Source organism: Micromonospora sp. NPDC049102, from assembly GCF_043197485.1.
Lineage (GTDB): Bacteria > Actinomycetota > Actinomycetes > Mycobacteriales > Micromonosporaceae > Micromonospora.
The window spans coordinates 19,171-42,769 of sequence record NZ_JBICTE010000043.1 but is presented as its reverse complement, the minus strand read 5'-3'; the positions used below and the strand labels follow the sequence as shown (position 1 = coordinate 42,769).

Below are 23,599 nucleotides of genomic sequence, written 5' to 3'. Positions count from 1 at the left end.
ACTCGACATCGACGGGTTGGACGTGGACCTCGGCGGAAGGCCGGTCCTGCGGGACATCCGGTTGCACCTGGACCGGGGCGAGCTGGTCGGGCTGCTCGGGCCCAACGGCGCCGGGAAGACCACCCTGCTCCGGGCCATCCTGGCACTGACGCGCATCCGCGGCGGCACCGTGACGGTGGACGGTAAGCCGTCGCGTCCCGGCCGTTCCGAGATCGGATACGTCCCTCAGCGTCACGAGTTCACCTGGGACTTCCCCATCTCGGTCGAACAGGCCGTGATGAGCGGCCGGGCCGGCCGCATCGGCCTGCTCCGCCGACCTGGCATCGAAGACTGGCGGGCAGTCGGCGACGCGCTGGACCGGGTGCAGCTGACCGGGTTGCGCCGTCGGCCGGTCGGTGAGCTGTCCGGCGGGCAACGTCAACGCGTTCTGGTCGCGCGAGCCCTCGCGCTCGCGCCGCGCATCCTGCTGCTGGACGAACCCTTCACCGGACTCGACATGCCCACGCAGGAACTGCTGGGGGACCTGTTCACCAGCCTGGCGACAGAGGACCAAGCGGTGCTGCTGACCACCCACGATCTCGTCGCGGCGGTGGACTCCTGCACCCGTCTGGTCCTACTCAACGGCCGGATCATCGCCGACGGGCAGCCGGCGGACCTGCAGGACGCCGACCTGTGGACGAAGACCTTCGGGGTGAGTGAAACCTCCCCACTGCTGAAGCTCGTGAGGGCAACCTGATGTCGATCACCGATTTTCTCACCGACCTGCTCAACCCCGACCTCGCGTTCCTGCCCAAGGCGCTGGCAATCGCGGTCATGTCCAGCATCGTCTGCGGCGTCGTCGGCTGCTACGTCGTCCTGCGCGGCATGGCGTTCATCGGCGACGCCGTGGCGCACGCGGTCTTCCCGGGCATCGCGGTCGCCTTCGTCCTGCAGGGCAGCCTGGTGCTCGGTGGCGCCGTCGCCGGTGTCGCTACCGCCCTGCTGATCGCGGTCTTCTCGCAGAACCGGCGGGTCAAGGAGGACTCGATCATTGGCGTCTTCCTGGTCGGCGCGTTCGCCCTCGGCATCGTGATCATCTCGCAGGCCCCCGGATACGCCGGATCGCTGCAGCAGTTCCTCTTCGGCTCGATCACCGGTATCCCGGACCGGGACCTGTACGTCGTCGGGGGCACCGGCCTGGTCATCCTCGGCCTGGTGCTCGCCCTGCACAAGGAATTCGTCGCGGTCTGCCTGGACCGGGAGATGTCCCGCGCCATGGGGCTGTCGGTCTTCTGGCTCGACATCGTGCTCTACGTCCTGGTCACTCTGGCCGTGGTGATCTCCCTGCAGACCATCGGCAACATCCTCGTCCTGGCCCTGCTGATCACCCCCGCAGCGGCGGCCCGTCTGCTCACCGACCGGCTCTGCGTGATGATGCTGCTCGCCCCGCTGATCGGCGGCGTCTCGGCGACCGTCGGGCTGTACCTGTCCTGGAGCTACGACACACCGGTCGGCGGCACCATCGTTCTGGTCGCCACCGCGGTCTTCCTTGCCGCCTGGCTGATGGCCCCGCGACACGGCCTCCTGACTCGACGGTGGCGACGCCCCGGCGGGCAGGAACTCGGCGATGACACGCATCCGAGTCCTCGTCCAGCCCTATCGTAGACGAAGCAAAACGACTATCGTTTCCATTAAGCGCCGGTCCACTAGGGACCGTCGCGGGAGAGGAGTATCTTCGTGCGTAGCACCGTCCGTCATCTACTGGCGTCGGGTGTCCTGGGCGTGGCGTTGGTCGCCACGGCCCTGCCCGCCCATGCCGCCACCACGTCTGCCGTGGTGTTCAACACCGGCCATCTCGACCTCGTGGACGTGGCCTACGAGGCCGGCGCGCTGAAGGTCGGGGTCCATGACGAGGACAACGGCATCGAGTACGGCGCCGACGAGGTCAAGCTGGTCGTCAAGCGCCAAGCCAAGGTCACCGTCCCCGCCGACCCCGCCTACGCTTTCCTCGGCACCCCGGGGGTGTCCAAGGTCTGGGTCCTGCCGCAGATCGAGAACACCAACCTGATCTGGCCGGGCATCGCCGCCGAGGAAATCGAAGCCGGCGTCTTCGCCGGCGACGCACTGACGCTCTCGGCGCAGTCCGTTACCGGTCCCGGCCAACTCGCGATCTACACCGAGAACGCTGTCGGCCAGCCAACCATCCTGGCCGACAGCGGTGACGGCCTTCCCGACGCCATCACGGTCGCCGCGGGTGACCACACGCACGCCAACTGGGCGTTCGACAAGGCCGGCACCTACTACGTGACCGTGCGCGCCACCGGCACCCTGGTCGCCACCGGCCAGCAGGTGACCTCCGCCCCCGCCACGCTGCGCTTCACGGTCAAGGCGTGAACGCCATGCGCACCCGCAACCGGTTCTTCGCCGGTCTCATCCTGACCGGCGCACTGCTCGTCGGGGCCGCCACGCCCGTCGCCGCGGCACCGGTGGTGCTCTCCAGCGGTCACGTCGACGTGATCGACGTCGACTACGCCGCCGGCGCGCTCACCGTCAACGTCCTGGACGGCACCGGCACCACCGCCGTCGAACGCAACCCCGCCGACGTGCTCTTCCGGGTGCCGAACACCGCCAAGATCACCGTGCCCGGCGGCTCGGCCTGGTCCTTCCTCGGCACCGGCGGCCAGGCGTGGGTCCTGCCACAGTCCAGCACCGCCGGACTGCTCTGGGCCGGGTGGAACACCACCGAGGTGTCCAGCGGCGTCTTCCAGAACAACCGGGTCACCTTCAAACTCACCAGCGTCTCCGGCCCTGCGGGTTTCAGCATCTACACCGTCTCCGGCGGCACCCCCACCGTGCTCTTCGACAGCGGGAACGGCCTACCCGACAGCCTCAACGTCAACTACAACACCCACGCCCACGCCAACTGGGGCTTCGACGCCGCCGGCACCTACGCCGTCACCTTCGAAGTCACCGGCACACTCGCCTCCAGCGGCGCCACCGTCAGCTCTGGCGCCAAGACCTTTACCTTCGAAGTCCTTCCCTGACCCGTCCCACCGCACCTGATCTGCCAACTCATTGTCGATATCCGCCCCGGTGGGACGCGTGGGCCTGGGGATCCGATCGGCGCGGCGCCTACTCCTCGTAGGCGCCGCGCGCCGACCAGTGCCACCAGCACCGACCTCCGCCGTGCCGCGTTCGCGGATCGACATCGCCGGTGGTCGGACGGCGAGATCCGCAGCCGGCGGGACGGCGAACTCAGCACTAACCTGAATTGGTTATCATTTCATCGGTCCGTCTAGGAGCGTGGTACCTCCGGTGGGCGGACCAGGGGAGGCATGGCGGTCTCGGTGGCGAGGCTGCCACGCCGCCACAGGAAGTGACGCGGACCCGAGGGGCGTGGCCATGACTGGCATATCGCCCGGCACCACCCGCAACACCCGGCAACGTGCCGAGGTGAGGGCGCTGCTGGAGGAGTCCGACCAGTTTCGCAGCGCGCAGCGACTGTGTGCAGATCTGCGCGCCCGCGACGTGGCGGTCGGCCTGACCACCGTCTACCGCACCCTGCAGGCGCTGGTCGACAGTGGCGAGATCGACAGTATGCGGCTGCCCAACGGTGAACAGATGTTCCGCCGGTGCAGCACCCACACCCATCATCACCACCTGGTGTGTCGCCTCTGCGCCCGAACTGTCGAGGTCAGTGGCCCAAGCGTCGATGAGTGGGCTCGGCGGATGGCCACCCGCCACGGCTTCACCGACGTCAACCACACTATGGAGATCTTCGGTATCTGCGCAGCCTGCGCCGACGGCTGAACTGCGGACTCGGGTGTCGCCCGCATCGAGTGTCAAGCGTGCTCCGTTCCCGGCAGAAGAAGGCAATGATTCTGCGCCGTGGTCTTCGGGTTGCTGGATATTCCACGCATGCATTGACGGCGACTGCCACATATGCGCACTCGTTTATGTGGGGTGAAGCGTCCAGTCGCTCGGCTGCCACCTCTTGGCGGGCGTCGGAACATCGGTTACGTTGAAGCAGGCCGTCGTCACGAAGGGTTTTTCGGCGAAAGGGTGGCGGCGTCCGTGGCGCCACGACTCAGCTGAGGAGTCGCATTGCCCCTTTTCCTGTCTCCGCGAATCGGTCCGACACTGCAGTCGGCGCTCGACGAAACCGTGTTAATGGCACAATTAACCGACGCGTTGGGATCTCCGCTCGGCGTGATCCTGCCACAGCAGTTGACGGACAATGTTGCGGCATTCCGTTCGGTTTTTTCCGACCATCGCCTCTCCGGTCAGATCTATTACGCGCACAAGGCCAACCGGTCCAGTTCCCTGGTGCGCGAACTCGCTGCCACCGACGCGGGTATCGACGTGGCGTCGCTCGCCGAGTTGCAGCACGCGCTCGGTGCCGGCTTCGTGCCGCAGCGGATCATGGCGACCGGGCCGAAGAACGAGGAGTTTCTCTGGCTGTGCGCCCGTACCGGAGTCACCGTCGGCGCTGATTCGGTCGGCGAGTTGGCGACGCTCGCCACATTGGTCACGGATTGGTCGCTGCCGCGCTCACGGGTGATGGCACGCCTGTCGGGCTTCACCTCGACCGGCGTGCAGCTCGGCAGTCGCCGCAGCCGCTTCGGGGTGCCGGTTGCCGGGGCGAGCGAGGTTCTCGACGTGATCGAGAAACACGCCGATGCCCTGGATCTGGTCGGAGTGGCGTTCCACCTCGACACGATCGGGCTGCCAGAAAAGGCTGTCGCGTTGGAGGGCTGCCTCGGCGTGCTCGATGAGTGCCGCCGGCGCGGTCTGCGGCCCTGGTCGGTAGACATCGGCGGTGGGTTCGGCGTGGACTACCTCGCTGACGGCGCGCAGTGGGAGCAGTACACCTCGGCGTTGACCGAGGCGGTGCTCGGCAGGCGGGCGTCACTGACCTGGAACGGGCACGGGTACGGGTTACGCGCCGAGGGTGGCCACGTTCGAGGCTCGTTGAACCTGTACCCCGCCTACCGGCCCGTCTCCGGACCCGCGTACCTCGATCGGCTGTTGCGAACAAGCGCGCCCGAGCAGCGCCGCCCACTCGGCACATTGTTGTTGGACAACATGTACGACGTGCACGTCGAGCCGGGTCGGGCCTTGCTCGACCAGTGCGGTCTGGTCCTGGCCAGCGTTCTGGAGGTCCGTGACGAGGCCAACGGCGACACGGTCGTGCGTCTGGACTGCAACGCACGCGATGTCAGCCTTGAGGAGCACGGGGTCCTGATGGACCCGGTCGTCGTGCACCGGACGACGCCGGCCGGTCCGGAACCCGTGGGGGTGTACCTGTTCGGCAATCTGTGTCTCGAAGCGGATCTCATCACCCGGCGCAAGGTCTTCCTGCCGTCCCGGCCCCGCGCCGGCGACCTGTTGGCCTTCGTCAACACTGCCGGCTACCTCATGGACTTCAGCGCCACGCACGCACTGCGCCAGCCGATCGGCCGCAAGGTCGCGCTGTACCGCGATGACGGCGCGTGGCGGTGGTGCCTCGACGAGCAGTACTGGCCCGTTCACCATCGTGCGGAGGCGCCATGAGGTTCGAGAGCATGACCGATGCCATTGGCAATACCCCGCTGGTGCGCATCGACCCGGCCGTGCACGGCCTAGGCAACATCGACCTGTACGCCAAGATGGAGTTGCTCAACCCGTTCGGCTCCCTGAAGGACCGCGCCGCGTGGAACATGGCCCGACCCCTGCTCACCCAGGCGATTGAGCGCGGCGACACCGTCGTCGAGTTGTCGAGCGGCAACACGGCCAAGGCCCTCGCCGTCATCGCCGGGATGCACGGGCTCACCTTCAAGAGCGTCACCAACCGCATGAAGGTCGCCGAGATCAAGGACCTGCTGCTGCTGCTGGGCGCGGAGATCGACGAGCTGCCCGGCCAGGCCGAATGCCTCGACCCCAGCGACACCGACGACCCGCTGACCAGGATGTACCACCGGCTCGCCGGGTCGGGCGGCGGTTACCTGCACACCGACCAGTACTTCAACGAGCTCAACGTCGACGCGCACCTGAACGGTACCGGCCCGGAGATCGTGAAGGACCTCGACGGCAGGGCCCCGGACTACTTCATCGCCTGCGTCGGAACGGCCGGCTCCTCCACCGGTGTGGCGGCGGCGCTGCGCCAGCACAATCCTGACGTGCGCGTCGTCGGGCTGGTGGCGCACAAGTCCGACTTCATCCCGGGGATCCGCACCATCGACGAGGTGCACCAGGTTGGCCTCTTCGACCCGGACGTCTACGACGAGGTGGAGACGATCACCGCCGACGACGCCATCGACGGTCTGCTGACCCTCGTGCGCCGATGCGGCACGCTCGCCGGACCGACCGGTGGCGGTGCCTACCAGGGCGCCGTACGCCATCTGCGCGGCATCGACGCGCAGCTCACCGAACGCCGCACGGCGGTCTTCATCGTCTGTGACCGCGTGGAGAGCTACATGAGTTACCTGCGAGAGCGGCGCCCCGAGCTGTTCGGTCGGCCCCCGCGGCGTAACTCCGTCCGTACGGTGACCGACGCGGAGGTGCGGCAGGCGGCGACGGTGGATGTCGCGGGAGCCGAGCGGTGGATAGCCGAACGTCGAGGGCTGGTAGTCGACCTGCGCAGCCCGTTCGCGTACCAGGCGCTGCACATCGACGGTTCGATCAACATCGTCGACGAACTCTTCGCCGAGTTGCTGCACGGTGGGCTGCCCTTCGGCCGCCGCCAGCCGGTGCTGCTGGTCTGCCCGGTGGGGGAGAAGTCCGCCCGCTACGCCGCTCTGTTGACCCGGATGGGGCATCCGGACGTACGCTCGCTCGACGGCGGGATCATCGCCTGGCGCGACGCCGGCGCCGAGCTGGTGCGCGACTGACATGGATGTTCTCGACGAGCTGCGCCCGTGGCAGGAGACGTTGCGCGCGCAGTTCCCGCTGATTACCGCGAACCCCGACGTGGCGTACCTGGACAGCGCCGCGACCTCGCAGAAGCCGCAGGCGGTCCTCGACGCCGTCCTGACCTATCTGACGACGGGCAACGCCAACGCCGCCCGGGGCACTTATCCGTGGGCGAACCGGACCACCACCCGCATCGAGCAGGCCCGGGACCGGCTGTGTCGCTTCCTCGACGATCCGGCGCCGCAGCGTTCGGGCGTGCATTTCGTCAGCGGCACCACCGAGGGCCTGCGCGCCATCGCCCGCGACTGGCTTGCCCCGCAGCTGCGCGACGGCGACGAGATCATCGTGCCGTTCGCGGACCACGCCGCCAACAACGCGCCCTGGCTGGAAACCGCGCAACTGCTGCGTCACCACGGCTTGTCCATCAACCTGCGAGCGATGCCCTATGACGCCGCCCACGACTACGACACCGATCGGCTGGCGGCGATGATCAACGATCGGACGCGCCTGATCGCCGCGACCCACGTGCACCACGTCTACGGCAACGACATGAACGTGCACAGGCTGCGCGCAGCCGCCGGACCGGACATCCCCATCTGCCTTGACGCCGCGCAGGGCGTGGGGCATCTGCCGCTGTCCACCGCGACGACCGATGTCGACTTCGTGGTGTTCTCCGGGCACAAGGCGATGGCGCTGCCGGGCACCGGCGCGATCTGGGCGCGCAATCAGCGCGGTCCGGTCTACGCGCAGGCCGGCTGGAGCGGATCACCCAACACCAGTGGCATCATCAGCCTGGTCGCCGCGCTGGACTGGCTCGACGCCGCTGGCTTGGACCGCGTCGCCCGATGGAACACCGCGCTCGGCGCGCGGCTCACCGACGAGTTGCGTACGCTGCCCCACGTTGAGGTGCTGGGCTGTCAGAGCAGCCTGGCCGCCGACACCCCTGTGCAGCAGCGCCAGGGCATCGTGGCCTTTCGCCACCGTCTGATCGGCTCGAACGACCTCGGATTCATCCTGGCCGCGCACGGACTTCTGGTCCGCGCGGACGGTCACTGTCAGGGCGACCAGGGCGAGAAGACGGCATCCGTACGGGTGAGCCTCCACGTCTACAACACCGCCGAGGAAGTGGACCGACTTCTATCGGTCTTGGCGGAACTCGACCGCGATTGACCGACACGCACCGCGATATGCCGGTTCTTCCACCGCGAATCACCTATGCTGCCGGAAATGGCTTCCGTTATCGTGTGGCCGTCCTGTCCGCGCGCCGCCCCGGAGTGCACCCATGGCAACGACCGCCCGCGCCCCCGGCGTCGTGCTCGATCGCGCGCAAGCCGTCCGGTGGCGTGAGAGTTGGGCGCAGGTCATGGAAGGATTCGTCCCGCACCTGGCCAGCCTTGAGGAGACGCTGTGCCGTGTCGCCGAGGCTGTTGGTGGCCGGTCGCCCGCGCGGGTGCTCGACCTGGGTGGCGGACCAGGGCTGCTCGCCGAGCGGATGGCCCGGCGGTGGACCGATGCCGCGATCGCCCTCATGGACATCGATCCCGTGCTACTCGCGCTGGCGCGCGGCGCCCTGTGGGGCGAGGTGCGGGCGCTGGAGGGCGACCTGTCGACGCCGGGCTGGGTCGACCGCGCGGGCGGCGGCTATGACCTGGTCACGGTGGTCATGACCCTGCACTACCTGCCCCCGGCTCGGGTGCGCGCGTTCTACGACGACGCCCGCCGTTGCCTGGCTCCCGGCGGGCTGCTCATCGTCGCGGACCTCATGCCCGACGAGGGCCTTCCATCGCTGATGGGCGCCTTGAACCCGGCCCCGGACGAAGCCGTCGCGGAGTTGGCCTGGGCGCAGTGGTGGAGCGGTATCGCGGACCTGAAGGTGCTGCGCCCGTTGCTGGCGCAGCGGGCGGCGATCTTCGAGAACCGCCCGCCGGCCGAGTTTACTGCTCCGGGCTCCTGGCATGCCGCCGCCGCTCGTGAGGCCGGATTCGGCGAGGCCGGGATTCTCTGGCGATGTGGCACGCATGCGGCGCTGGCGGCCGTGGCCTAAGGGCCGCCCGCCCGGTCCCGGAGCGCTGTGGGGACGACACATGCACGTGTGGTCATCTCGCTATTAGACGATACTTAGCGAAAACGATTACCGTTCCGGATCTCAGGAATGGAGTGTTTTCGTGAAGCATGGACAACGCACGATCATCGCCGCGGCGGCCGCCGCCGCGCTTGTGATTGGCGGTTGTGGCTCGGGTGACGACGCGGCCGAGGGCGGTAGCAACGCCTCGGCTGGCACCGGGCTCGCCGTGGTCGCCACGACCCCCGAGGTGGCCGACTTCGTCCGCACCATCGGCGGCAGCGACGTCACCGTCACACAGATCATCAAGCCGAACGTGGACCCACACGACTACGAGCCCACCCCGGCCGACATCCAGGCGATCGGTAAGGCCGCCATCGTCGTCAAGAACGGCGTCGGCCTCGAGGAGTGGCTCGACCAGACCATCGAGTCAGCCGGCTTCAAGGGCACCGTCGTCGACTCCAGCCAGGGCGTCACCCTGCGCGAGGGCGGCCACGAGGAGGGCGAGGATGGCCACGAGGAGGGCGAGGGCGCGCACGAGGGCGAGGAGCACGACCCGCACATCTGGCACAACCCGCTGAACGCCAAGACGATGGTCGCCAACATCGAGAATGGCCTCGCCGCGGCCGACCCCGCACACGCCGCCGCCTTCGCCGGCAATCTGAAGAACTACACTGCCGAACTCGACAAGCTCGACACGGACAACGAGGCAGCCTTCGCCAAGATCCCTGCCGACCAGCGCAAGCTCGTGACCAACCACGACGCCTTCGGCTACTACGTCGACCGGTACAAGCTGCAGTTCGTCGGCTCGGTCATCCCCAGCCTCGACACCTCCGCCGAGCTGAGCGCGAAGCAGCTCAACGATCTCGTCGCGAAGATCAAGGCCACGGGTACGAAGGCAATCTTCGCGGAGACGTCGCTGCCACCCAAGAGCGCCGAGGCGATCGCCAACCAGGCCGGCGTCAAGGTCATCGGCGGTGAGGACGCCCTCTACGGCGACAGCATCGGCGCCGAAGGTACGCCCCAGGGCACCTACCTCGGTGCGGAGCGGCACAACACCCAGGTCATCGTCACGGCGCTGGGCGGCTGACATGGACGACGTCGCGGTGGCCGACGCCGCCCTTCGCTTCACCGAGGCAAGCGTCGGCTACCACGGCACGCCCGTGCTCACCGACGTCAACCTCGACCTGGCCCCCGGGCAGCGCCTGGCCCTGATCGGGCCCAACGGCGCCGGCAAGTCCACGCTGATCAAGTCGATCCTCGGCCTGGTGCCGGTCCTCGCCGGCACGTCCACCGTGCTCGGGCGCGTGCCGGGCCAGGCCCGGGCTTACACCGGATACGTTCCACAGACCGACTCCCTCGATGTCGACTTCCCGGTGACCGCGGGCCAGGTCGTCATGATGGGCCGCTACCGACGCATCGGCTGGTGGCGTCCCACCCGCAGCGTCGACCGTCGAGTGGTGCACGAGGCGCTCGACCGTCTCGGCCTCGCCGATCACGCGAAGACCCACTTCGGCGTGCTCTCCGGCGGCCAACGCCAGCGGATACTGCTCGCCCGCGCCATCGCCGCCGAGCCACGGCTGCTGCTCCTCGACGAGCCGTTCAACGGAGTCGACGCGGTGAGCCACGACGCCATCCTGTCCGTCCTGCGCGAACTCAGCGCGGATGGGACCACCCTGGTGCTGAGCACCCACGACCTGACCGTCGCGCATGAGATCGCCGACACGGTGTGCGTGCTCAACGGACGGCAGTGGGCGGTCGGCCCGCCCGATGAGACGTTGACCGCCGACACGCTGCGCCGCGCCTACGGCGGACACGCCATCGAGCTGAGAGACGGCCGGACAGTGCTGGTGGAGCCGTGATCGAGCCGTTCACCGTACCGTTCATGGGACGCGCCCTGGCCGAACTCGCGCTGCTCGCCCTCATCTGCGGACCGGTCAGTGTCTTCGTCTTCGCCCGCCGCCTGTCGTTCGTCTCCGACGCGCTGACGCACACCGTGTTCCCCGGCGTCGTCATCGGGTTCCTGGCCGGCGGCATCGAGGGCATCGTCGTCGGGGCGCTGGTCGCCGGCCTCGTGACCGCGGCGGCGCTGACCCTGCTCAGCCGTGGCGGGGCGCTGTCCGACGACGCGTCCACCGCCGTGGTGCTCACCGCCATGTTCTCGATCGGTGTGGTGCTCGTGTCGCGGCGCTCCTCGTACACCTCGGATCTGACGTCGTTCCTCTTCGGACGCATCCTGACGGTGACGCCGCGCCAGATCGCGGAGACGGCCGTGCTGGCGGTCGTCATCCTCGGGCTGCTGCTGATCAGTGCCCGCGCCCTGATCTTCCGGACCTTCGACCCGGCCGGAGCGGCCGCCGCCGGCTTCCGGGTCGCCTGGCTCGATCTGTTGCTCAACATCATCGTCGCACTCGTCGTCGTCGCCGCGGTGCGCGCCGTCGGCACCATCCTGGTGGTGGCGCTGCTCATCGTGCCGGCCGCAGCCGCCCGCATGCTCACCGCACGCCTGTCGCTGATGGCGGTGATCGGCACCGCCCTCATCCTCGTCGCCGCATATGGCGGCCTCCTGGCCAGCTGGACCGCATCGGTCGACTACGGCATCTCCCTGACCTCGGCCTCCGCCGTCGTCCTGCTGCTCGTGCTCGCCTACCTGCTGCTGCTCCCGCTAGGCGCGCTGCGGGCGAGACACCACCACGGGCGGATCGTCTCCGACGCAAGGAGGTCCCCGCATGAACTGGTGGGATGACGCGCTGCACCGGGCCACGGCCGAGGTGCTGCTCGCCGGCGCGCTAGCCGGACTCGTCGGCGTTCACGTCGTGCTCCGCCGACTGTCCTTCTTCACCATGGCACTGACCCACGCCACGTTCCCCGGGGTGGTGGCCGCCTCCATCATCGGCGTCAACATCGTCGTCGGCGGCGTGGTCGCAGGCGCGGTCGTCGCGCTGGGCGTCGCCGCGCTCAGCCGCCACCGAAGCCAGAACACCGCTGCGGCGACCGGCGTCCTGCTCTCCGGTGGCTTCGCGCTCGGCGCCGGGCTCGTCGCCACCCAGAACGGCTTCAGCCGAGACCTGACATCGTTCCTCGTCGGATCGATACTCACCGTCAGCCCGCAGGACCTGGTGACCACCGCCGTGGCGCTCGTCGTCGTCGCGGCCGTCCTGCTGACCTGCGCCCGTCCACTGCGCTACACCGGTTTCGACCGGGCCGGCGCACAGGCGGGCGGCTTCGCCACCGGTGTCTGGGACGTCGTACTGCTGCTCGCCATCCAGGTCGCGGTCGTCACGATCGTCCCCGCCATCGGCACCATCCTCGCCCTCGCCCTGATCGTCGCGCCGGCAGCGGCGGCGCGCCAGTGGTCCAACCGCCTGAGCATCATCACCGCCCTGGCCGTCACGCTCGGCGCTCTCAGCGGGCTCGGCGGCCTGTACGCGTCGAGCCGCTGGGACGTCGCCGCCGGCGCGAGTATCACCCTGACCGCCACTGCGATCCTGGCATTGTCGACCGTGCTGTCCCGGCTGGTCAGATCTCGGCACATGGCCACCGCCCGCCTGCGGGCGTTCCCCGCATGAGCACCGCACATTTCGACGAGACGAGGCGTGCACTGGACCGCGCGGTGGTCGTGCTGCGCGCGATGGCGTATGAGCACCGAATACATATTCTCGTGCTGCTGCAGGACGGCGATCAGACGCCGGCGTCCCTGGCGGAGGCGATGTCCGCGGACTCGACGATCATCGCCCGGCACCTGCGGTACCTCAAGGAGGCCCGGTTGATCCGGCGCAAGCGCCGTGGGCGAGAAGTCACCTACACGCTGCAAGGGGAGGCCACCAGGCGACTCATCACGGAAGTGCTTCACCACGCCCGGCACTCGGCCTGAGCATGGCACGGAGAGTCTTGGGGTCCAGCCTTGCCGCCGCGCGCTGCTCAGGGCCGCCCAAGCTGCACCTTTTCGGCAAGCGGTACGGACTTGACGACCCGGGCGCAAGTGCGTCGCATCGCTCTGTCCGCCCGGTTCGCAGGGGAAATCTGTGCCCGGGTGGAGAAGCTCCTCGAAGCTCCTCGCCGCCCCCTTTTCGTCACCGGGGGCTGTCCCGGACTGCGCTTGCCGGTCTGAACTGGACCGGCTGGCCCACTGCCTCCACTGATAGTACAGCTGTACATTAATACAGCGGAGGATGTACCGTCAGGCGGTGGAAACGCTCACGCACGGACAGGTCCTGGCCCGCTTCGGTCACGCCCTGTCCGACCCGGTCCGGGCCCGGATCCTGCTGGCGCTGCGCGAAGGTCCCGGCTATCCGGCAGACCTCGCCGACCTGCTGGGCACGAGCAGGCAGAACCTGTCGAACCATCTGGCGTGTCTGCGCGGCTGCGGCCTGGTCGTCGCCGTACCCGAAGGCCGTCGGTCGCGCTACGAGCTCGCCGACGCGCGCCTCGCGCACGCTCTGGGTGATCTCCTCGGTCTCGTCCTCGCGGTCGACCCTGCCGCCTGCCCGACCGCCGCGACCGACGACTGCTGCTGATGAGCCTGCCGCGCATCTCGCTGACCGCGGCACCATCGCAGCCGCGACGGGCGGTGCTGATCCGTCGGGTGCGGCTGTTCGTGGCCTTGACCATCACCTACAACCTCATCGAAGCGGCCGTCGCGATCAGCGCTGGGACGATCGCCTCGTCGACCGCGCTGATCGGCTTCGGCCTCGACTCGATCATCGAGGTCGCCTCAGCTGCCGCCGTGGCGTGGCAGTTCTCCGGCCCCGACCACGAACGCCGGGAACGCGCCGCCCTGCGCATCATCGCGATCTCGTTCTTCGCCCTCACCGCCTACGTCGGCGTCGGGTCCATGCGGGCGCTGCTCAGCACCGACCGTCCGGAGCACTCCACGGTCGGCCTGCTGCTCGCAGCCGTGTCGCTGGCGGTCATGCCGATCCTGTCCGCCGCGCAACGCCGCGCCGGCCGGGAACTCGGCTCGGCCTCCGCGGTCGCCGACTCGAGACAGACCCTGCTGTGCACCTATTTGTCCGCCATTCTGCTCGTCGGCTTGGCCGTCAACTCGCTGTTCGGCTGGTGGTGGGCCGACCCGGCCGCCGCGCTGGCCATCGCCGCCGTCGCGGCCAAGGAAGGCCGCGACGCCTGGCGGGGTGACACCTGCTGCACGCCCGCCACGGTGGTAGGTGATTCCACTGCAACCGACTGCGTCGACGGCTGCTGCACCTGACGTCACGACTGGGCGGACACACTCCGCTACAGCGCTGGGCGAAAGCCCGGAAAGAGCACGCCTACTGGTAATTGGCGACGGTCGGAGTGCAGATCGTCCGGAGAGGCTAGGGGTGCGGTGGCAGGGTCGGGCTCCAAGCGGTGCAGGCGCCGTCCCCAGGCGGCGTGGGCGCGGTTCGGATGAGGGCCGGCGTCGGCGAGCCGGTAGCCGTAGGGTGGCCGGCCGCCGAGATGTCGGCCCTGCAACTCCGCCTGAGCACGCATGGCCGCAGTGGTGCGATGCCGCGCCGGGACACCTCCCGCTGGGAGTGCACACCGAGCAGGTCCAGCAACGCCAGCTGCCGCGGGTTGTCGAAGTCCACCGGCCCATAGGTCTCCGGCAGCCACAACTGCAGCCCGTGGCTGAGCAATGTGGGAGTCAACTGTTCAAGCTGCTGGCCGTGGAAGGCGCGCTCGTACTCCCCAACAACGATCGCGTCGAAACCGCGTGCCGAGTCCATCACGGCGTCGAGCAGCCGTGACGCCTGCGGCCGGTCCGGCCAGGGCACTCGGCGGGAGACGCCCTCGTCGAAGAACTCCACCACGATCCGGCCATGACCGGCGACCAGGTCGCCGGCGTGGTCGCGTCGCCACCGGCACGACGACGCCCGATCCTGGAAGTCGACGGTGGACATCCGGCCGTAGAACGCGAAGCGCAGTCCATCCGCAGCCGGGGTGAACCGTTGTGGCCGTAGCTTCCGCTGCCCGGCAGCCCAGGACGAAAGAGTGCTCCGTCCCGGTTTTGCCGCCGCCCTGGTCGCCATAGGACCTCCACGATCGGGAGATGCTTGCGGGGAGGTATGAGTGTTGTTCGTGTAAGCCTGCGGCAGGCGGACAGGGTGTCCGGCTCGTGCGGATGGTGCCCGAGCAGATCGCCTTCGCGGGCGGCCGGTCGTTGCTGCTCGGTCCGGGGGCGCACAGCACCCCACACCTGTGGTCCGTGATCGCCGACCTGGCCCCGGACGTGGTGGTGTTCGGGCCGTGTGGCTTTACGCCCGAACGGACCATCGGCGAGCTGTCCGTGGCGGCCGGATTCCCGCGCTCAACGGGTTTCCGTCGAGGCGGGTTGACCCGCCTGGCCGACGCGGGCATCGGATGCGCGTTGTCGCACGCCACGGTGGGGCGGCGTGCCGCCGCCCCACCGCGCGCTCAGGTAAGAGTGCTGCGGATCTCGGCGGCGCCGCTGACCAGACGGGTCAGGGACTGCTCGACCTCCGGGTAGCCGCGGGTCTTGAGGCCGCAGTCGGGGTTGACCCAGAGCCGGTCGGCGGGCACCGCGGCGACGGCGCGGCGTAGCGCGTCGGTGACCTCCGCCTGTTCCGGTACGCGGGGGGAGTGGATGTCGTAAACGCCGGGTCCGACGCCGCGTTGGTAGCCGGTGGTGCGCAGATCGTCGAGGATCTCCATCTTCGACCGGGACGCTTCGATGCTGGTGACGTCGGCGTCGAGGGCGTCGATCGCGGTCAGGACCTCGCCGAACTCGGAGTAGCACAGGTGGGTGTGGATCTGGGTGGCGTCGGCGACTCCGCTGGTGGCGAGCCGGAACGCCCGGACAGCCCAGTCCAGGTAGGCGCGCTGCTCGTCCCGGCGCAGCGGCAGTGTCTCCCGCAGAGCGGGTTCGTCGACCTGGATGATGCGGATGCCGGCGGCTTCCAGGTCGCGGGCCTCGTCGCGTAGTGCGAGGGCGGCCTGGTTGGCGGTGTCGGCGAGGGGTTGGTCGGTGCGGACGAATGACCAGGCCAGGATCGTCACCGGTCCGGTGAGCATGCCCTTGACCGGTCGGTTCGTCAGCGACTGCGCGTAGGTGGACCAGTCGACGGTCATCGGTCCGGTCCGGGTGACGTCGCCGTAGATGATGGGCGGGCGTACGCACCGGGAGCCGTACGACTGCACCCAGCCGTTGACCGTGGCGGCGAACCCGTCGAGCTGCTCGCCGAAGTACTGCACCATGTCGTTGCGTTCCGGTTCGCCGTGCACCAGCACGTCCAACCCGAGACGTTCCTGCACAGCGATGACGTGGGCGACCTCGGCGCGCATCCGCTCGGCGTAGCCGGTGTCGTCGAGCCGACCGGCCCGGTGCGCCGCGCGAGCCTGCCGCAGCTCCGCGGTTTGCGGGAAGGATCCGATGGTGGTGGTGGGCAGCGGCGGGAGACCCAGTCGGGCCTGCTGAGTGGCGGCCCGTTGGGCGTATGGGCCCCGTCGTACGTGTTCGGGTCGCAACGCGTCCAGTCGGGCTCGGACCCCGTCGTTACGCCAGGCCGCCGGGGTCGCGGGCAGGGCAGGGGGCAGGGCGCCGACACCGTCGCGCAGTGCGCGTCCGAGAGCGACGACCTCGTCGACCTTCTGCCGGGCGAACGCGAGCCGCCCACGCAGGTCCTGGTCCAGATCGGGTTCGGCGGCGAGGTCCACCGGCACGTGCAGCAACGAACAGGTTGTCGACACCGCGACATGGTCGGCTAGAGCGGTCAGTACGGCGCCGGTCGCGGTGGCGGTGCGTAGGTCGGTTCGCCAGATGTTGCGCCCGTCGACCAGTCCAGCGACGATCGTCTTCCCGCGTAGTGGGCCGGCGGCGGCGAGGCGGTTCAGGTTGCCTGGCCCGGCGACCAGATCGATGCCGACCGCCTCGACCGGGGTGCCCAACAGCGCTGGCAACGCGTCGCCGAGGTCACCGAAGTACGACGCGACGAACAACCGTGGGCGGTGCTTCAGGAGGCCGAGCCGGCGGTACGCGGCGCGTAGCGCGGCGATCTCCTGCGGGGTGCGGTCGGCGGCGTACGCGGGTTCGTCGAGTTGAACCCATTCGACGCCGGCACCGGCCAGGGTGCCGAGGATGTCGGCGTAGACAGCGATGAGGTCATCGAGCCGGTCGAACGGTCGGAATCCCTCGGGCGCGTCCTCGGTGGCCTTGGACAGCAGGAGGTAGGTCGCCGGGCCGACCAGCACCGGTCTGGTGGTGACGCCGAGCGCCTTGGCTTCGGCGTACTCCCGTACCGCCTTGTCGGGCCGAGCGGTGAACGGTGTGTCCGGGCCGACCTCCGGCACCAGGTAGTGGTAGTTGGTGTCGAACCACTTCGTCAGCTCCAGCGCCGGCTCGAACTCCGTGCCACGAGCCATGGCGAAGTAGGTGTCCAGGTCACCGAGGCCGAGGCGGCGGAACCGGTCGGGGACCGCGTCGACCAGGACGGTGGTGTCGAGTACCTGGTCGTAGAAGGAGAACGTGTTCGACGGGATCGCGTCCAGACCGGCGTCGCGCAGTGTGCGCCACACGTCTGCGCGAAGGCTGGCGGCAGTTAACTGAAGGGCGTTCGCGTCGATCCGGCCCGCCCAGTAGGACTCGACGGCGTGCTTGAGTTCCCGGTGCGGACCGATGCGGGGATAGCCGAGCACGGTGCTCAGCCCGAACGGTGTGGTCACGGAACAGGTGTCCTTCCCTCGAGGTCGACCACCGACCACACTGGAGGGACACGGCAGGGCACGGACCAACGACCGGGCCTCGCCCTGACCCTCCCGAGAGGTCGACGGCGGCGCACGCGGACGCGTACGCGGTGCGGGCAGGTCTTCGGACTCGTGGGCGTGACCGGGTTGACCGATCTCCTACTGGCCGTCGCTTCCCAGACGCTCACGCGTCCAGTGCGTATGACGGCTGTCGTTCCCACTCACCGCTGCGGGGCAGTCCCGGTTTCCCACCGGGTTCCCTCTTGCGACGCCGCACCGTGACGGTGCGGCGAACCAGCACTGCCGACCATCGTACGGCCTGCGAGCTGATCCTCAGGGCCGCAGTCACAGGCGGATTCCCTGTCGTCCGCCCGCCACCGGACCGGCCGGTAATCCGGGCACCCGGATTCCCGGCCGAGGCCCGCTACGGCGGGGAGATGGACGGAGCCTGCCCGGAGCCGAAGCGCCATCCTTCGACAGTGCCCTGCGCGGGGTTGTAGCTGCTGGCGCCGAGGGTGCTGTAGGACCAGGTGCCGCCGGGTACGGCGTGCCAGTACGACCAGTACGCGCTGGCAGGTGGCGTGTTGACACACGGTTCGGCGGCGGGGAGGGGGTAGCCGTTGATGCGGCAGACGAAGGCCAGCCCCCACCGTTGTGTACCGGTGACGGTGAAGCCGGCCCCCTGCAACGCGGCGAGGCCGGTCGGTGGGTCCCCGAGCCGGCAGCCGGTCTGCGCACCGAGGCCGAAGGCAGTGAGGTCGACCACCACAGTGACGCCCGCCCCCGGCGTACACGCTGCGGCGTGTGCAGCGCGCGGGAGCGGATCGACCGCGACCAGACCGGCGCCGGCGACGACGGCCGCGAGGAGTAGCGCGATCCGTCGGCGAGCCGTCACCCGCGGGGCGGTCACCACGGCGCACACGCCAGGACGGGCGCGGTCGGCTGGGCGCCGGCGGCCGACAGGGTCGCGTACCCGGTGCCCGCCATGCCGGGTGCGGCCTGCGCGGTGGCCCGAACAGCGGTGCTCGCGTCGAACCCCCCCCGAGGTGTACGCGATGGCACCACGATTGGCGGATGCCCCCGTGCAGTTCACCTGCAGGCTGATCAGGTGCTGGCGAGCGCGCAGCCACGGCAGTGATCGCCCGGCGGCGGACAGCGCCTGGGCGGCGAGTCCGGTGCTGTTCGCGTTGGGCACGCCGTTGGTGGAGAACGGGCCGTCGCTGTTCTGCACGGAGACGAGCCACTGCGCCGCCGAGGCCGCGACGAGTGGCCGGTCCGCCGCGAGCAGAGCCTGCACGGCCATCGCTGTGGCGTCGACGTCGCTGACGCAGGTCGCCTGCCCGAAGAGCAGCGGGAAACCGCCGTCGCCGCACCGGCTCGCGGCCAGGAACGTCACCGCCGCCGGTGCGCCCTTGGCGCGGTCCAACGCCAGCGCTGCGAAGGACTGGGTGAACGCGTTGCTGTAGTCGCCGAACGCCGAACGGTCGGAGTATCGACCCGATGGTGTCAGCAGGCCGTTGAGGCGGGTGAGTAGGTCGACCCTGCCGAACGCCGCCGGGTTGAGGCCGCGGACCTGGGCACCGAGGGCGAGTTTCGCTGTCGCGCCCGCGTACGACTCGGTGCCGTCGCCGATGTAGCCGGTGAGTACGGCGGGTTGGGCGAGCCACGACACGGCGTTGGCCGCAGTCGTGTCGGCTACTTTCGCCGCGGCGAAGGCGAACACCGCGTCGAGGGTGAGTCCCTGGTCGGGGTAGGCGACGCCGTCGAAGGTGACTTCGAAGCGTTCACCGTCCACTGCCTGACGGGCGAGCCACCCGGCTGCGGCGTCGACCCTGTTGAGTGTGGGCGGTGATGCTGACGCGGCTGACGGAGTGACAGTCAGAGCCAGCGTGCGGGTGGCGAGCGCTGCGGTCACGAGGACGCGTGCGCGGTGCCGGAGGGGGCGGTTGACCGTGAAACGGCGCCTTTCCGGGCTCCGATGGTCCGAGTCGACCCGACTCCGCTCGGGTGGCTCCGACCCGTGGGCCACGACGGGTGGGGATGGTCCTGACGTGCGCGGACGGGTACTCGGGCTCGCGGCATAACTACTGCTCGCCGCCTACCGTTGCGGGCCAGCGCCGGATTTCGACCGGACTTCCCCCGTCAGCACACAGGTATGAAGGTGTGGCGCACAGTGTCGCCACCTGCGAAGGCCTCCGTCAATGTCCGTGATCCGACGCCGCCCAAAACCCGCTGCTCACGAAACCGTGACGCCGCGCGATGGCGACAGACAGGACCGGCCGTGGCATCACGGCCTACACGACCGACCCCTTTCACCGGTGCCGGCTGACGTCACTTGTCGAGTCGAGGATGCGCGCATGCCCGGCGTCGACGCGCCGCTGGCCGGTACCGGTTGCGGCGTCACTCAGACGGCTTTCGGGTCGGTGCTGCCGGCCGGCGCCGCGCTCACCACCAGTCGCGCTGCACGCCTGGTGTTCCATTCAACGAGGCCGATCATGAGCGCGACCAAGCCGCCAGGGATGACGAGAACTCCAGCGCCGAGCCACGACCCGATCACCATGACCGTCACGCAGGCCGCCGGCTGCGCCCAACCCGGCAGCTTGTTCCACCATGCGTGGCGCAGCACGGCGCGTGACCACTGTTCCATCACCCTGGCCACCGCAGGGTCTGGGTGGAGTTCTCTGTGGCCGGCCCTGCGGATAGCCTCCCGTCGCTCTCCGCTCGGAAGCTGACGGAACGCCTTCACCGCAGCCCGCCTCTCGTCCCGGGTCACGTCAAAGAGCATGTTTCGCACAACGCCATGATGCCGGAACTCGTACCCCTCGAGACGCCCCCGACCGAAGCCTCCCGCCACCTCGCCCGCGACCAGGACCCGGTAGACCACCTCGCCGACGAGCTTTCCGCCGGACACCGTCCTGGTCTACCGCGCTAACCCCCCGAGCGTCGGGCTGAGCACATCCGACTCGGCTCCCCGGCCCAGGGTGGGCGCCACTCGATCCGATGTTCCTGCGATCAGTCACGCGCCCTAACGACACTCGCGCCCTTGTTGCAAGATAATGGCAACAGCCATACTAAGGCAGCAATGAGAGGACGTACCCCATGGCCGTGTACAACCTGCCCGACCTGCCCTACGACTACGGCGCACTGGAACCCGCGATGTCCGGCGAGATCCTGGAGCTGCACCACGACAAGCACCACGCCGCGTACGTCAAGGGCGCCAACGACGGGCTCGACCGGCTCGCCGAGGCCCGCGACAAGGGCGACTACGCGACGCTGGTCGGGTTGGAGAAGACGTTCGCGTTCAATCTGTCCGGGCACGTGCTGCACTCGATCTTCTGGAACAACCTGTCCCCGGACGGCGGTGACCGCCCGGACGGTGAGTTGGCGGCCGCGATCGACGAGCACTTCGGCTCCTTCGAGGGGTTCGCCGGGCAGCTGTCGGCGGCGACGAAGGGTGTGCAGGGTTCCGGCTGGGGTGTCCTGGCCTGGGAGCCACTGAGCCAGCGGCTGATCGTCGAGCAGGTCTACGACCACCACGGCAACGTCGGGCAGGGCTCCACCCCGATCCTGGTGTTCGACGCCTGGGAGCACGCCTACTACCTGCAGTACCGCAACGTCCGCCCGGACTACGTGGACCGGCTGTGGAACCTGGTCAACTGGACCGACGTCACCGCTCGTTTCGACGCCGCCCGCGCCGCGACCCCGAAGATCTGACCCGGCGTGAGCGGGTACACCCCCGAGGCGGCCGAGATCGTCCAGCGCGCGGCCGGGGTCATCGCGGCCAAACACCGCGGTGACCTCGCCGGCGCCGAGGCGCTGATGTCGGCGTTCAGCTCCGAGCAGGCCCGTACCCTCGGCTTCTACCTGCTGGCCGATCTCGCGCTGGGCCTGGTCAAGGCGCAGAGCGGTCAGTCCATGGACGACCTGGTCCGGGAACTGTCCCTGCTCCTGGCCGAGACCGCCCAGTCCCCGCCGGCATGATGGTCCGCTGGGTTCCGCCCACGAGCGGAACCCAGCGGGTAGCCGCAACGCCCACCGCCCACCCGAAGGGGCCCGATGCGCCGGAAGATCGAACACCGTGTCGTGACGATGGACGGGCAGTCGATGATCGTGCTGACAGTGGCCGACTTCGAGCGGCTCGACGCCGCCCGTCGGCAACTCGGTGCCAGTGAGGCCCAGGCGCACCAGCTTCGCCAGCAGTTGAAGGACACCCGACGTCGAGTGGCCCGCCTGGAGGGACTGCTCGCCGCGCCCGTACGTCCCGGGCTACCGGGCGCAGGCGCACGCCATCGCTGTCCTCACCACAGTGACGACCTGGAAGCTGATCAATCCGTCCGGTCTTCCACCTCGTCACCCTTGGCTGAGCGGCGGCGGGCGGAGCAGCCGGACGGATGGTCAGCGGCGGCCCGGCCGCCGCTGACCATCGCGCTACCCGGCGATCAGACGCCGTAGCGCAGGTAGATGGTGTCGCCGACGGTCACGGTCGTGCCGCGGGTCGCGGTGGCCGGGGTGCCGCCGTCCCGGGACACCTTTTAGGTGGAGGAGCCGCTGCTGGCCAGGCCGTTGATCGAGGTGATGGTGCCGGTGCCGCTGGTCGGGTTGACCGCCGTGACGCAGCCACTCGGAACGGCCGCGCCGATGGCGGCGTCCAGCACGGCGCCGAGGGTGGTGGTGGTCGCGGTCGGCGTCAGCGTGACGGCGCACGGCTTGATGCTGCCGCTGCCGTTGTCGATGATCACGGCGAGCCGGGTGGCGGTGCCGGCGGTGAATCCGCTCGCCGCGACCCAGGTGGGCGCGCTGGAGGTGACCGGGGTCGGGGGAGCGGCGGTGTAGCCGGCGCCGGCGAGCGCGCGTATCGCGTCGATGGAGGCGTACGCCGACGGGGTGGTGTTTGTGGGCAGGTACTTGAACCCGCCGCCGCTCAGCTGCTGCGCGCGCAGGAAGTCGATCGGGGTCTTGCCGGCGGTGGTGGTGAAGTCGGTGCCCTGGCTCGGGATGCCGCAGGCGTTCAGGCCGGAGACCGCCCAGGCGTTGGAGTCGGTGTTGACGCCGAACATCGAGCTGAACGCGCCGGATGCGTTGACCAGCTTGCTCTTGAGGAAGTTCTTCGCCTGAACGACGTCGGTGTCGGTGTTCGGGACCCCGGCGGCGCAGAGCGAGGCCATGGCCGCGCCGGTCATGTCGATGTCGCTGGCGGCGGCGAGTTGGGTGGGGTTGCCCTCGGCCTGGGTGAAGGTCCAGCCGCCGTCGTTGTGCTGGTTGTTACGGATCCGGGTGATCGACAGGTTGAGCAGGGCCTGCGGTACGCGGGCGGCGCCGGACTGGGTCTTCGCACCGGCCAGGGCGAGAGTGCCGAAGACGGTGCCGTTGAAGTTGGCCGGCGGGCCGTAGTAACCGGCCGAGCCGGTCTGCCAGTAGGCGATGGTGTCGGCGATCAGGTTACGGGTGGAGGAGACCCGGGCGGGGTCGATGCCGGCGGCGTAGGCGTTCAGCACCCCACGCTCGTAGTCGGTGACCACCGGCGTGCTGCTCGGCCAGGACGCGGCCGAGAGCTGGTTGCGGTAGACGGTGCGGGCGTTCTTGGTCGTGTCGCCAGAGGGGTAGACGTCCACCGCCGCGACGCCGGCGGGGGCGAACGCGCTGAACGCCCACTCGTTCGACAGGCCGCCGCTGGCGTAGCTGCCGTCGGCGGCCTGCAGGGTCCGCAGGTAGGCGACACCGTTGGTCTTGGCGGTGGCGATCTGCGCCGCGGTCGAGGTCGCGGCGGCGGGCGCTGCACCGGTCGCGACAGCGACGACGGTGGCGATCAGCGCGGTGGCGGGAGCTATCGCGATTCGTCTCCGGTGGCTGCCGGAGGAGAGGCGTGAGGACATCGGGTCTCCTTGGGGGTACGGGCACGACTGCCTCGACCCGGAGCCCGGGAGGGGCCGGCGGGAGCGGGGCGGGCCGGCCGCAGGACGCGTGGGACGGATACCGCAGGTGCTG

The 23,599-nt window shown here is 69.4% G+C and carries 25 protein-coding genes and 2 riboswitches; of the genes, 20 read left to right on the top strand and 5 right to left on the bottom strand.

Annotated features, from left to right (window positions below; genetic code table 11):
- The first annotated feature begins 22 nt into the window (after positions 1 to 22).
- From ACGFH9_RS28645 to ACGFH9_RS28570, 16 genes are all read left to right on the top strand, one after another.
- Positions 23 to 736 (top strand): anchored repeat-type ABC transporter ATP-binding subunit, encoded by a 714-nt coding sequence (locus ACGFH9_RS28645; protein ID WP_393225304.1) that lies wholly within the window; start codon positions 23 to 25, stop codon positions 734 to 736.
- Positions 736 to 1,644, top strand: coding sequence for an anchored repeat-type ABC transporter permease subunit (locus ACGFH9_RS28640; protein ID WP_393225269.1), 909 nt, complete (start codon positions 736 to 738; stop codon positions 1,642 to 1,644). The genes ACGFH9_RS28645 and ACGFH9_RS28640 overlap by 1 nt, the downstream gene beginning before the upstream one ends.
- 72 nt (positions 1,645 to 1,716) lie before the next feature.
- On the top strand, positions 1,717 to 2,373 hold the full coding sequence (locus ACGFH9_RS28635) for a choice-of-anchor M domain-containing protein (RefSeq protein WP_393225266.1): 657 nt from the start codon (positions 1,717 to 1,719) through the stop codon (positions 2,371 to 2,373).
- Positions 2,370 to 3,023, top strand: coding sequence for a choice-of-anchor M domain-containing protein (locus ACGFH9_RS28630; protein WP_393225263.1), 654 nt, complete (start codon positions 2,370 to 2,372; stop codon positions 3,021 to 3,023). The genes ACGFH9_RS28635 and ACGFH9_RS28630 overlap by 4 nt, the downstream gene beginning before the upstream one ends.
- A gap of 358 nt (positions 3,024 to 3,381) precedes the next feature.
- Positions 3,382 to 3,789 (top strand): Fur family transcriptional regulator, encoded by a 408-nt coding sequence (locus ACGFH9_RS28625; protein ID WP_393225260.1) that lies wholly within the window; start codon positions 3,382 to 3,384, stop codon positions 3,787 to 3,789.
- 354 nt (positions 3,790 to 4,143) lie between these two features.
- Positions 4,144 to 5,532: a Y4yA family PLP-dependent enzyme gene (locus ACGFH9_RS28620; RefSeq protein WP_393225302.1), complete on the top strand. Its 1,389-nt coding sequence runs from the start codon at positions 4,144 to 4,146 to the stop codon at positions 5,530 to 5,532.
- A gap of 11 nt (positions 5,533 to 5,543) precedes the next feature.
- Positions 5,544 to 6,848, top strand: coding sequence for a pyridoxal-phosphate dependent enzyme (locus tag ACGFH9_RS28615; protein WP_393225258.1), 1,305 nt, complete (start codon positions 5,544 to 5,546; stop codon positions 6,846 to 6,848).
- A 1-nt stretch (position 6,849) separates the two neighbouring features.
- A complete protein-coding gene (locus ACGFH9_RS28610; RefSeq protein WP_393225256.1) occupies positions 6,850 to 8,040 on the top strand; it encodes an aminotransferase class V-fold PLP-dependent enzyme in 1,191 nt (396 codons plus the stop codon).
- A gap of 112 nt (positions 8,041 to 8,152) precedes the next feature.
- Positions 8,153 to 8,914, top strand: a complete 762-nt coding sequence (locus ACGFH9_RS28605) for a class I SAM-dependent methyltransferase (protein ID WP_393225253.1) — start codon at positions 8,153 to 8,155, stop codon at positions 8,912 to 8,914.
- Positions 8,915 to 9,035: 121 nt separating this feature from the next.
- Positions 9,036 to 10,022, top strand: a complete 987-nt coding sequence (locus ACGFH9_RS28600) for a metal ABC transporter substrate-binding protein (RefSeq protein ID WP_393225250.1) — start codon at positions 9,036 to 9,038, stop codon at positions 10,020 to 10,022.
- A gap of 1 nt (position 10,023) precedes the next feature.
- Positions 10,024 to 10,794 carry a metal ABC transporter ATP-binding protein gene (locus ACGFH9_RS28595; RefSeq protein ID WP_393225247.1) on the top strand — a complete coding sequence of 257 codons (771 nt, stop codon included), beginning with the start codon at positions 10,024 to 10,026 and terminating at the stop codon, positions 10,792 to 10,794.
- On the top strand, positions 10,791 to 11,678 hold the full coding sequence (locus ACGFH9_RS28590; RefSeq protein ID WP_393225246.1) for a metal ABC transporter permease: 888 nt from the start codon (positions 10,791 to 10,793) through the stop codon (positions 11,676 to 11,678). Before ACGFH9_RS28595 ends, ACGFH9_RS28590 begins: the two co-directional genes overlap by 4 nt.
- The gene (locus ACGFH9_RS28585; RefSeq protein WP_393225243.1) at positions 11,662 to 12,501 is read left to right on the top strand and encodes a metal ABC transporter permease; all 840 of its coding nucleotides are present in this window, start codon (positions 11,662 to 11,664) and stop codon (positions 12,499 to 12,501) included. Before ACGFH9_RS28590 ends, ACGFH9_RS28585 begins: the two co-directional genes overlap by 17 nt.
- On the top strand, positions 12,498 to 12,806 hold the full coding sequence (locus tag ACGFH9_RS28580; protein WP_393225241.1) for a metalloregulator ArsR/SmtB family transcription factor: 309 nt from the start codon (positions 12,498 to 12,500) through the stop codon (positions 12,804 to 12,806). Before ACGFH9_RS28585 ends, ACGFH9_RS28580 begins: the two co-directional genes overlap by 4 nt.
- A gap of 298 nt (positions 12,807 to 13,104) precedes the next feature.
- Entirely contained in the window at positions 13,105 to 13,449 is a 345-nt protein-coding gene (locus ACGFH9_RS28575; protein ID WP_393225238.1) for an ArsR/SmtB family transcription factor, read from the top strand.
- Positions 13,449 to 14,141: a cation transporter gene (locus tag ACGFH9_RS28570; RefSeq protein ID WP_393225235.1), complete on the top strand. Its 693-nt coding sequence runs from the start codon at positions 13,449 to 13,451 to the stop codon at positions 14,139 to 14,141. The genes ACGFH9_RS28575 and ACGFH9_RS28570 overlap by 1 nt, the downstream gene beginning before the upstream one ends.
- Positions 14,142 to 14,247: 106 nt before the next feature.
- Here the strand turns inward: ACGFH9_RS28570 and ACGFH9_RS28565 are convergent, their stop codons facing one another.
- Positions 14,248 to 14,943, bottom strand: a complete 696-nt coding sequence (locus tag ACGFH9_RS28565) for a hypothetical protein (RefSeq protein ID WP_393225233.1) — start codon at positions 14,941 to 14,943, stop codon at positions 14,248 to 14,250.
- A gap of 86 nt (positions 14,944 to 15,029) precedes the next feature.
- On the opposite strand from ACGFH9_RS28565, the gene ACGFH9_RS28560 reads away from it, so the two are divergent.
- Positions 15,030 to 15,401 (top strand): hypothetical protein, encoded by a 372-nt coding sequence (locus ACGFH9_RS28560; RefSeq protein WP_393225230.1) that lies wholly within the window; start codon positions 15,030 to 15,032, stop codon positions 15,399 to 15,401.
- On the opposite strand, the gene metE is transcribed toward ACGFH9_RS28560, so the two are convergent.
- The 3 genes from metE to ACGFH9_RS28545 all read right to left on the bottom strand — a co-directional run bounded on the left by metE (position 15,329) and on the right by ACGFH9_RS28545 (position 20,525).
- A complete protein-coding gene (metE, locus tag ACGFH9_RS28555; protein WP_393225228.1) occupies positions 15,329 to 17,593 on the bottom strand; it encodes a 5-methyltetrahydropteroyltriglutamate--homocysteine S-methyltransferase in 2,265 nt (754 codons plus the stop codon). The genes ACGFH9_RS28560 and metE overlap by 73 nt on opposite strands.
- 118 nt (positions 17,594 to 17,711) lie before the next feature.
- Positions 17,712 to 17,928: riboswitch (cobalamin riboswitch) on the bottom strand.
- A 110-nt stretch (positions 17,929 to 18,038) separates the two neighbouring features.
- A complete protein-coding gene (locus tag ACGFH9_RS28550; protein ID WP_393225299.1) occupies positions 18,039 to 18,527 on the bottom strand; it encodes a hypothetical protein in 489 nt (162 codons plus the stop codon).
- Positions 18,528 to 19,654: 1,127 nt separating this feature from the next.
- A riboswitch (cobalamin riboswitch) is annotated at positions 19,655 to 19,816 on the bottom strand.
- Between the two features lie 202 nt (positions 19,817 to 20,018).
- On the bottom strand, positions 20,019 to 20,525 hold the full coding sequence (locus tag ACGFH9_RS28545; RefSeq protein WP_393225226.1) for a hypothetical protein: 507 nt from the start codon (positions 20,523 to 20,525) through the stop codon (positions 20,019 to 20,021).
- 188 nt (positions 20,526 to 20,713) lie between these two features.
- Here ACGFH9_RS28545 and ACGFH9_RS28540 point away from each other — a divergent pair, with 188 nt between their 5' ends.
- From ACGFH9_RS28540 to ACGFH9_RS28530, 3 genes are all read left to right on the top strand, one after another.
- A complete protein-coding gene (locus ACGFH9_RS28540) occupies positions 20,714 to 21,328 on the top strand; it encodes a superoxide dismutase (protein WP_393225223.1) in 615 nt (204 codons plus the stop codon).
- A 6-nt stretch (positions 21,329 to 21,334) separates the two neighbouring features.
- Positions 21,335 to 21,595 carry a superoxide dismutase gene (locus tag ACGFH9_RS28535; protein ID WP_088988713.1) on the top strand — a complete coding sequence of 87 codons (261 nt, stop codon included), beginning with the start codon at positions 21,335 to 21,337 and terminating at the stop codon, positions 21,593 to 21,595.
- 75 nt (positions 21,596 to 21,670) lie between these two features.
- The gene (locus ACGFH9_RS28530) at positions 21,671 to 22,066 is read left to right on the top strand and encodes a hypothetical protein (RefSeq protein WP_393225220.1); all 396 of its coding nucleotides are present in this window, start codon (positions 21,671 to 21,673) and stop codon (positions 22,064 to 22,066) included.
- Between the two features lie 80 nt (positions 22,067 to 22,146).
- Here the strand turns inward: ACGFH9_RS28530 and ACGFH9_RS28525 are convergent, their stop codons facing one another.
- Positions 22,147 to 23,487, bottom strand: a complete 1,341-nt coding sequence (locus tag ACGFH9_RS28525) for a prenyltransferase/squalene oxidase repeat-containing protein (protein WP_393225217.1) — start codon at positions 23,485 to 23,487, stop codon at positions 22,147 to 22,149.
- Positions 23,488 to 23,599: the final 112 nt, after the last annotated feature.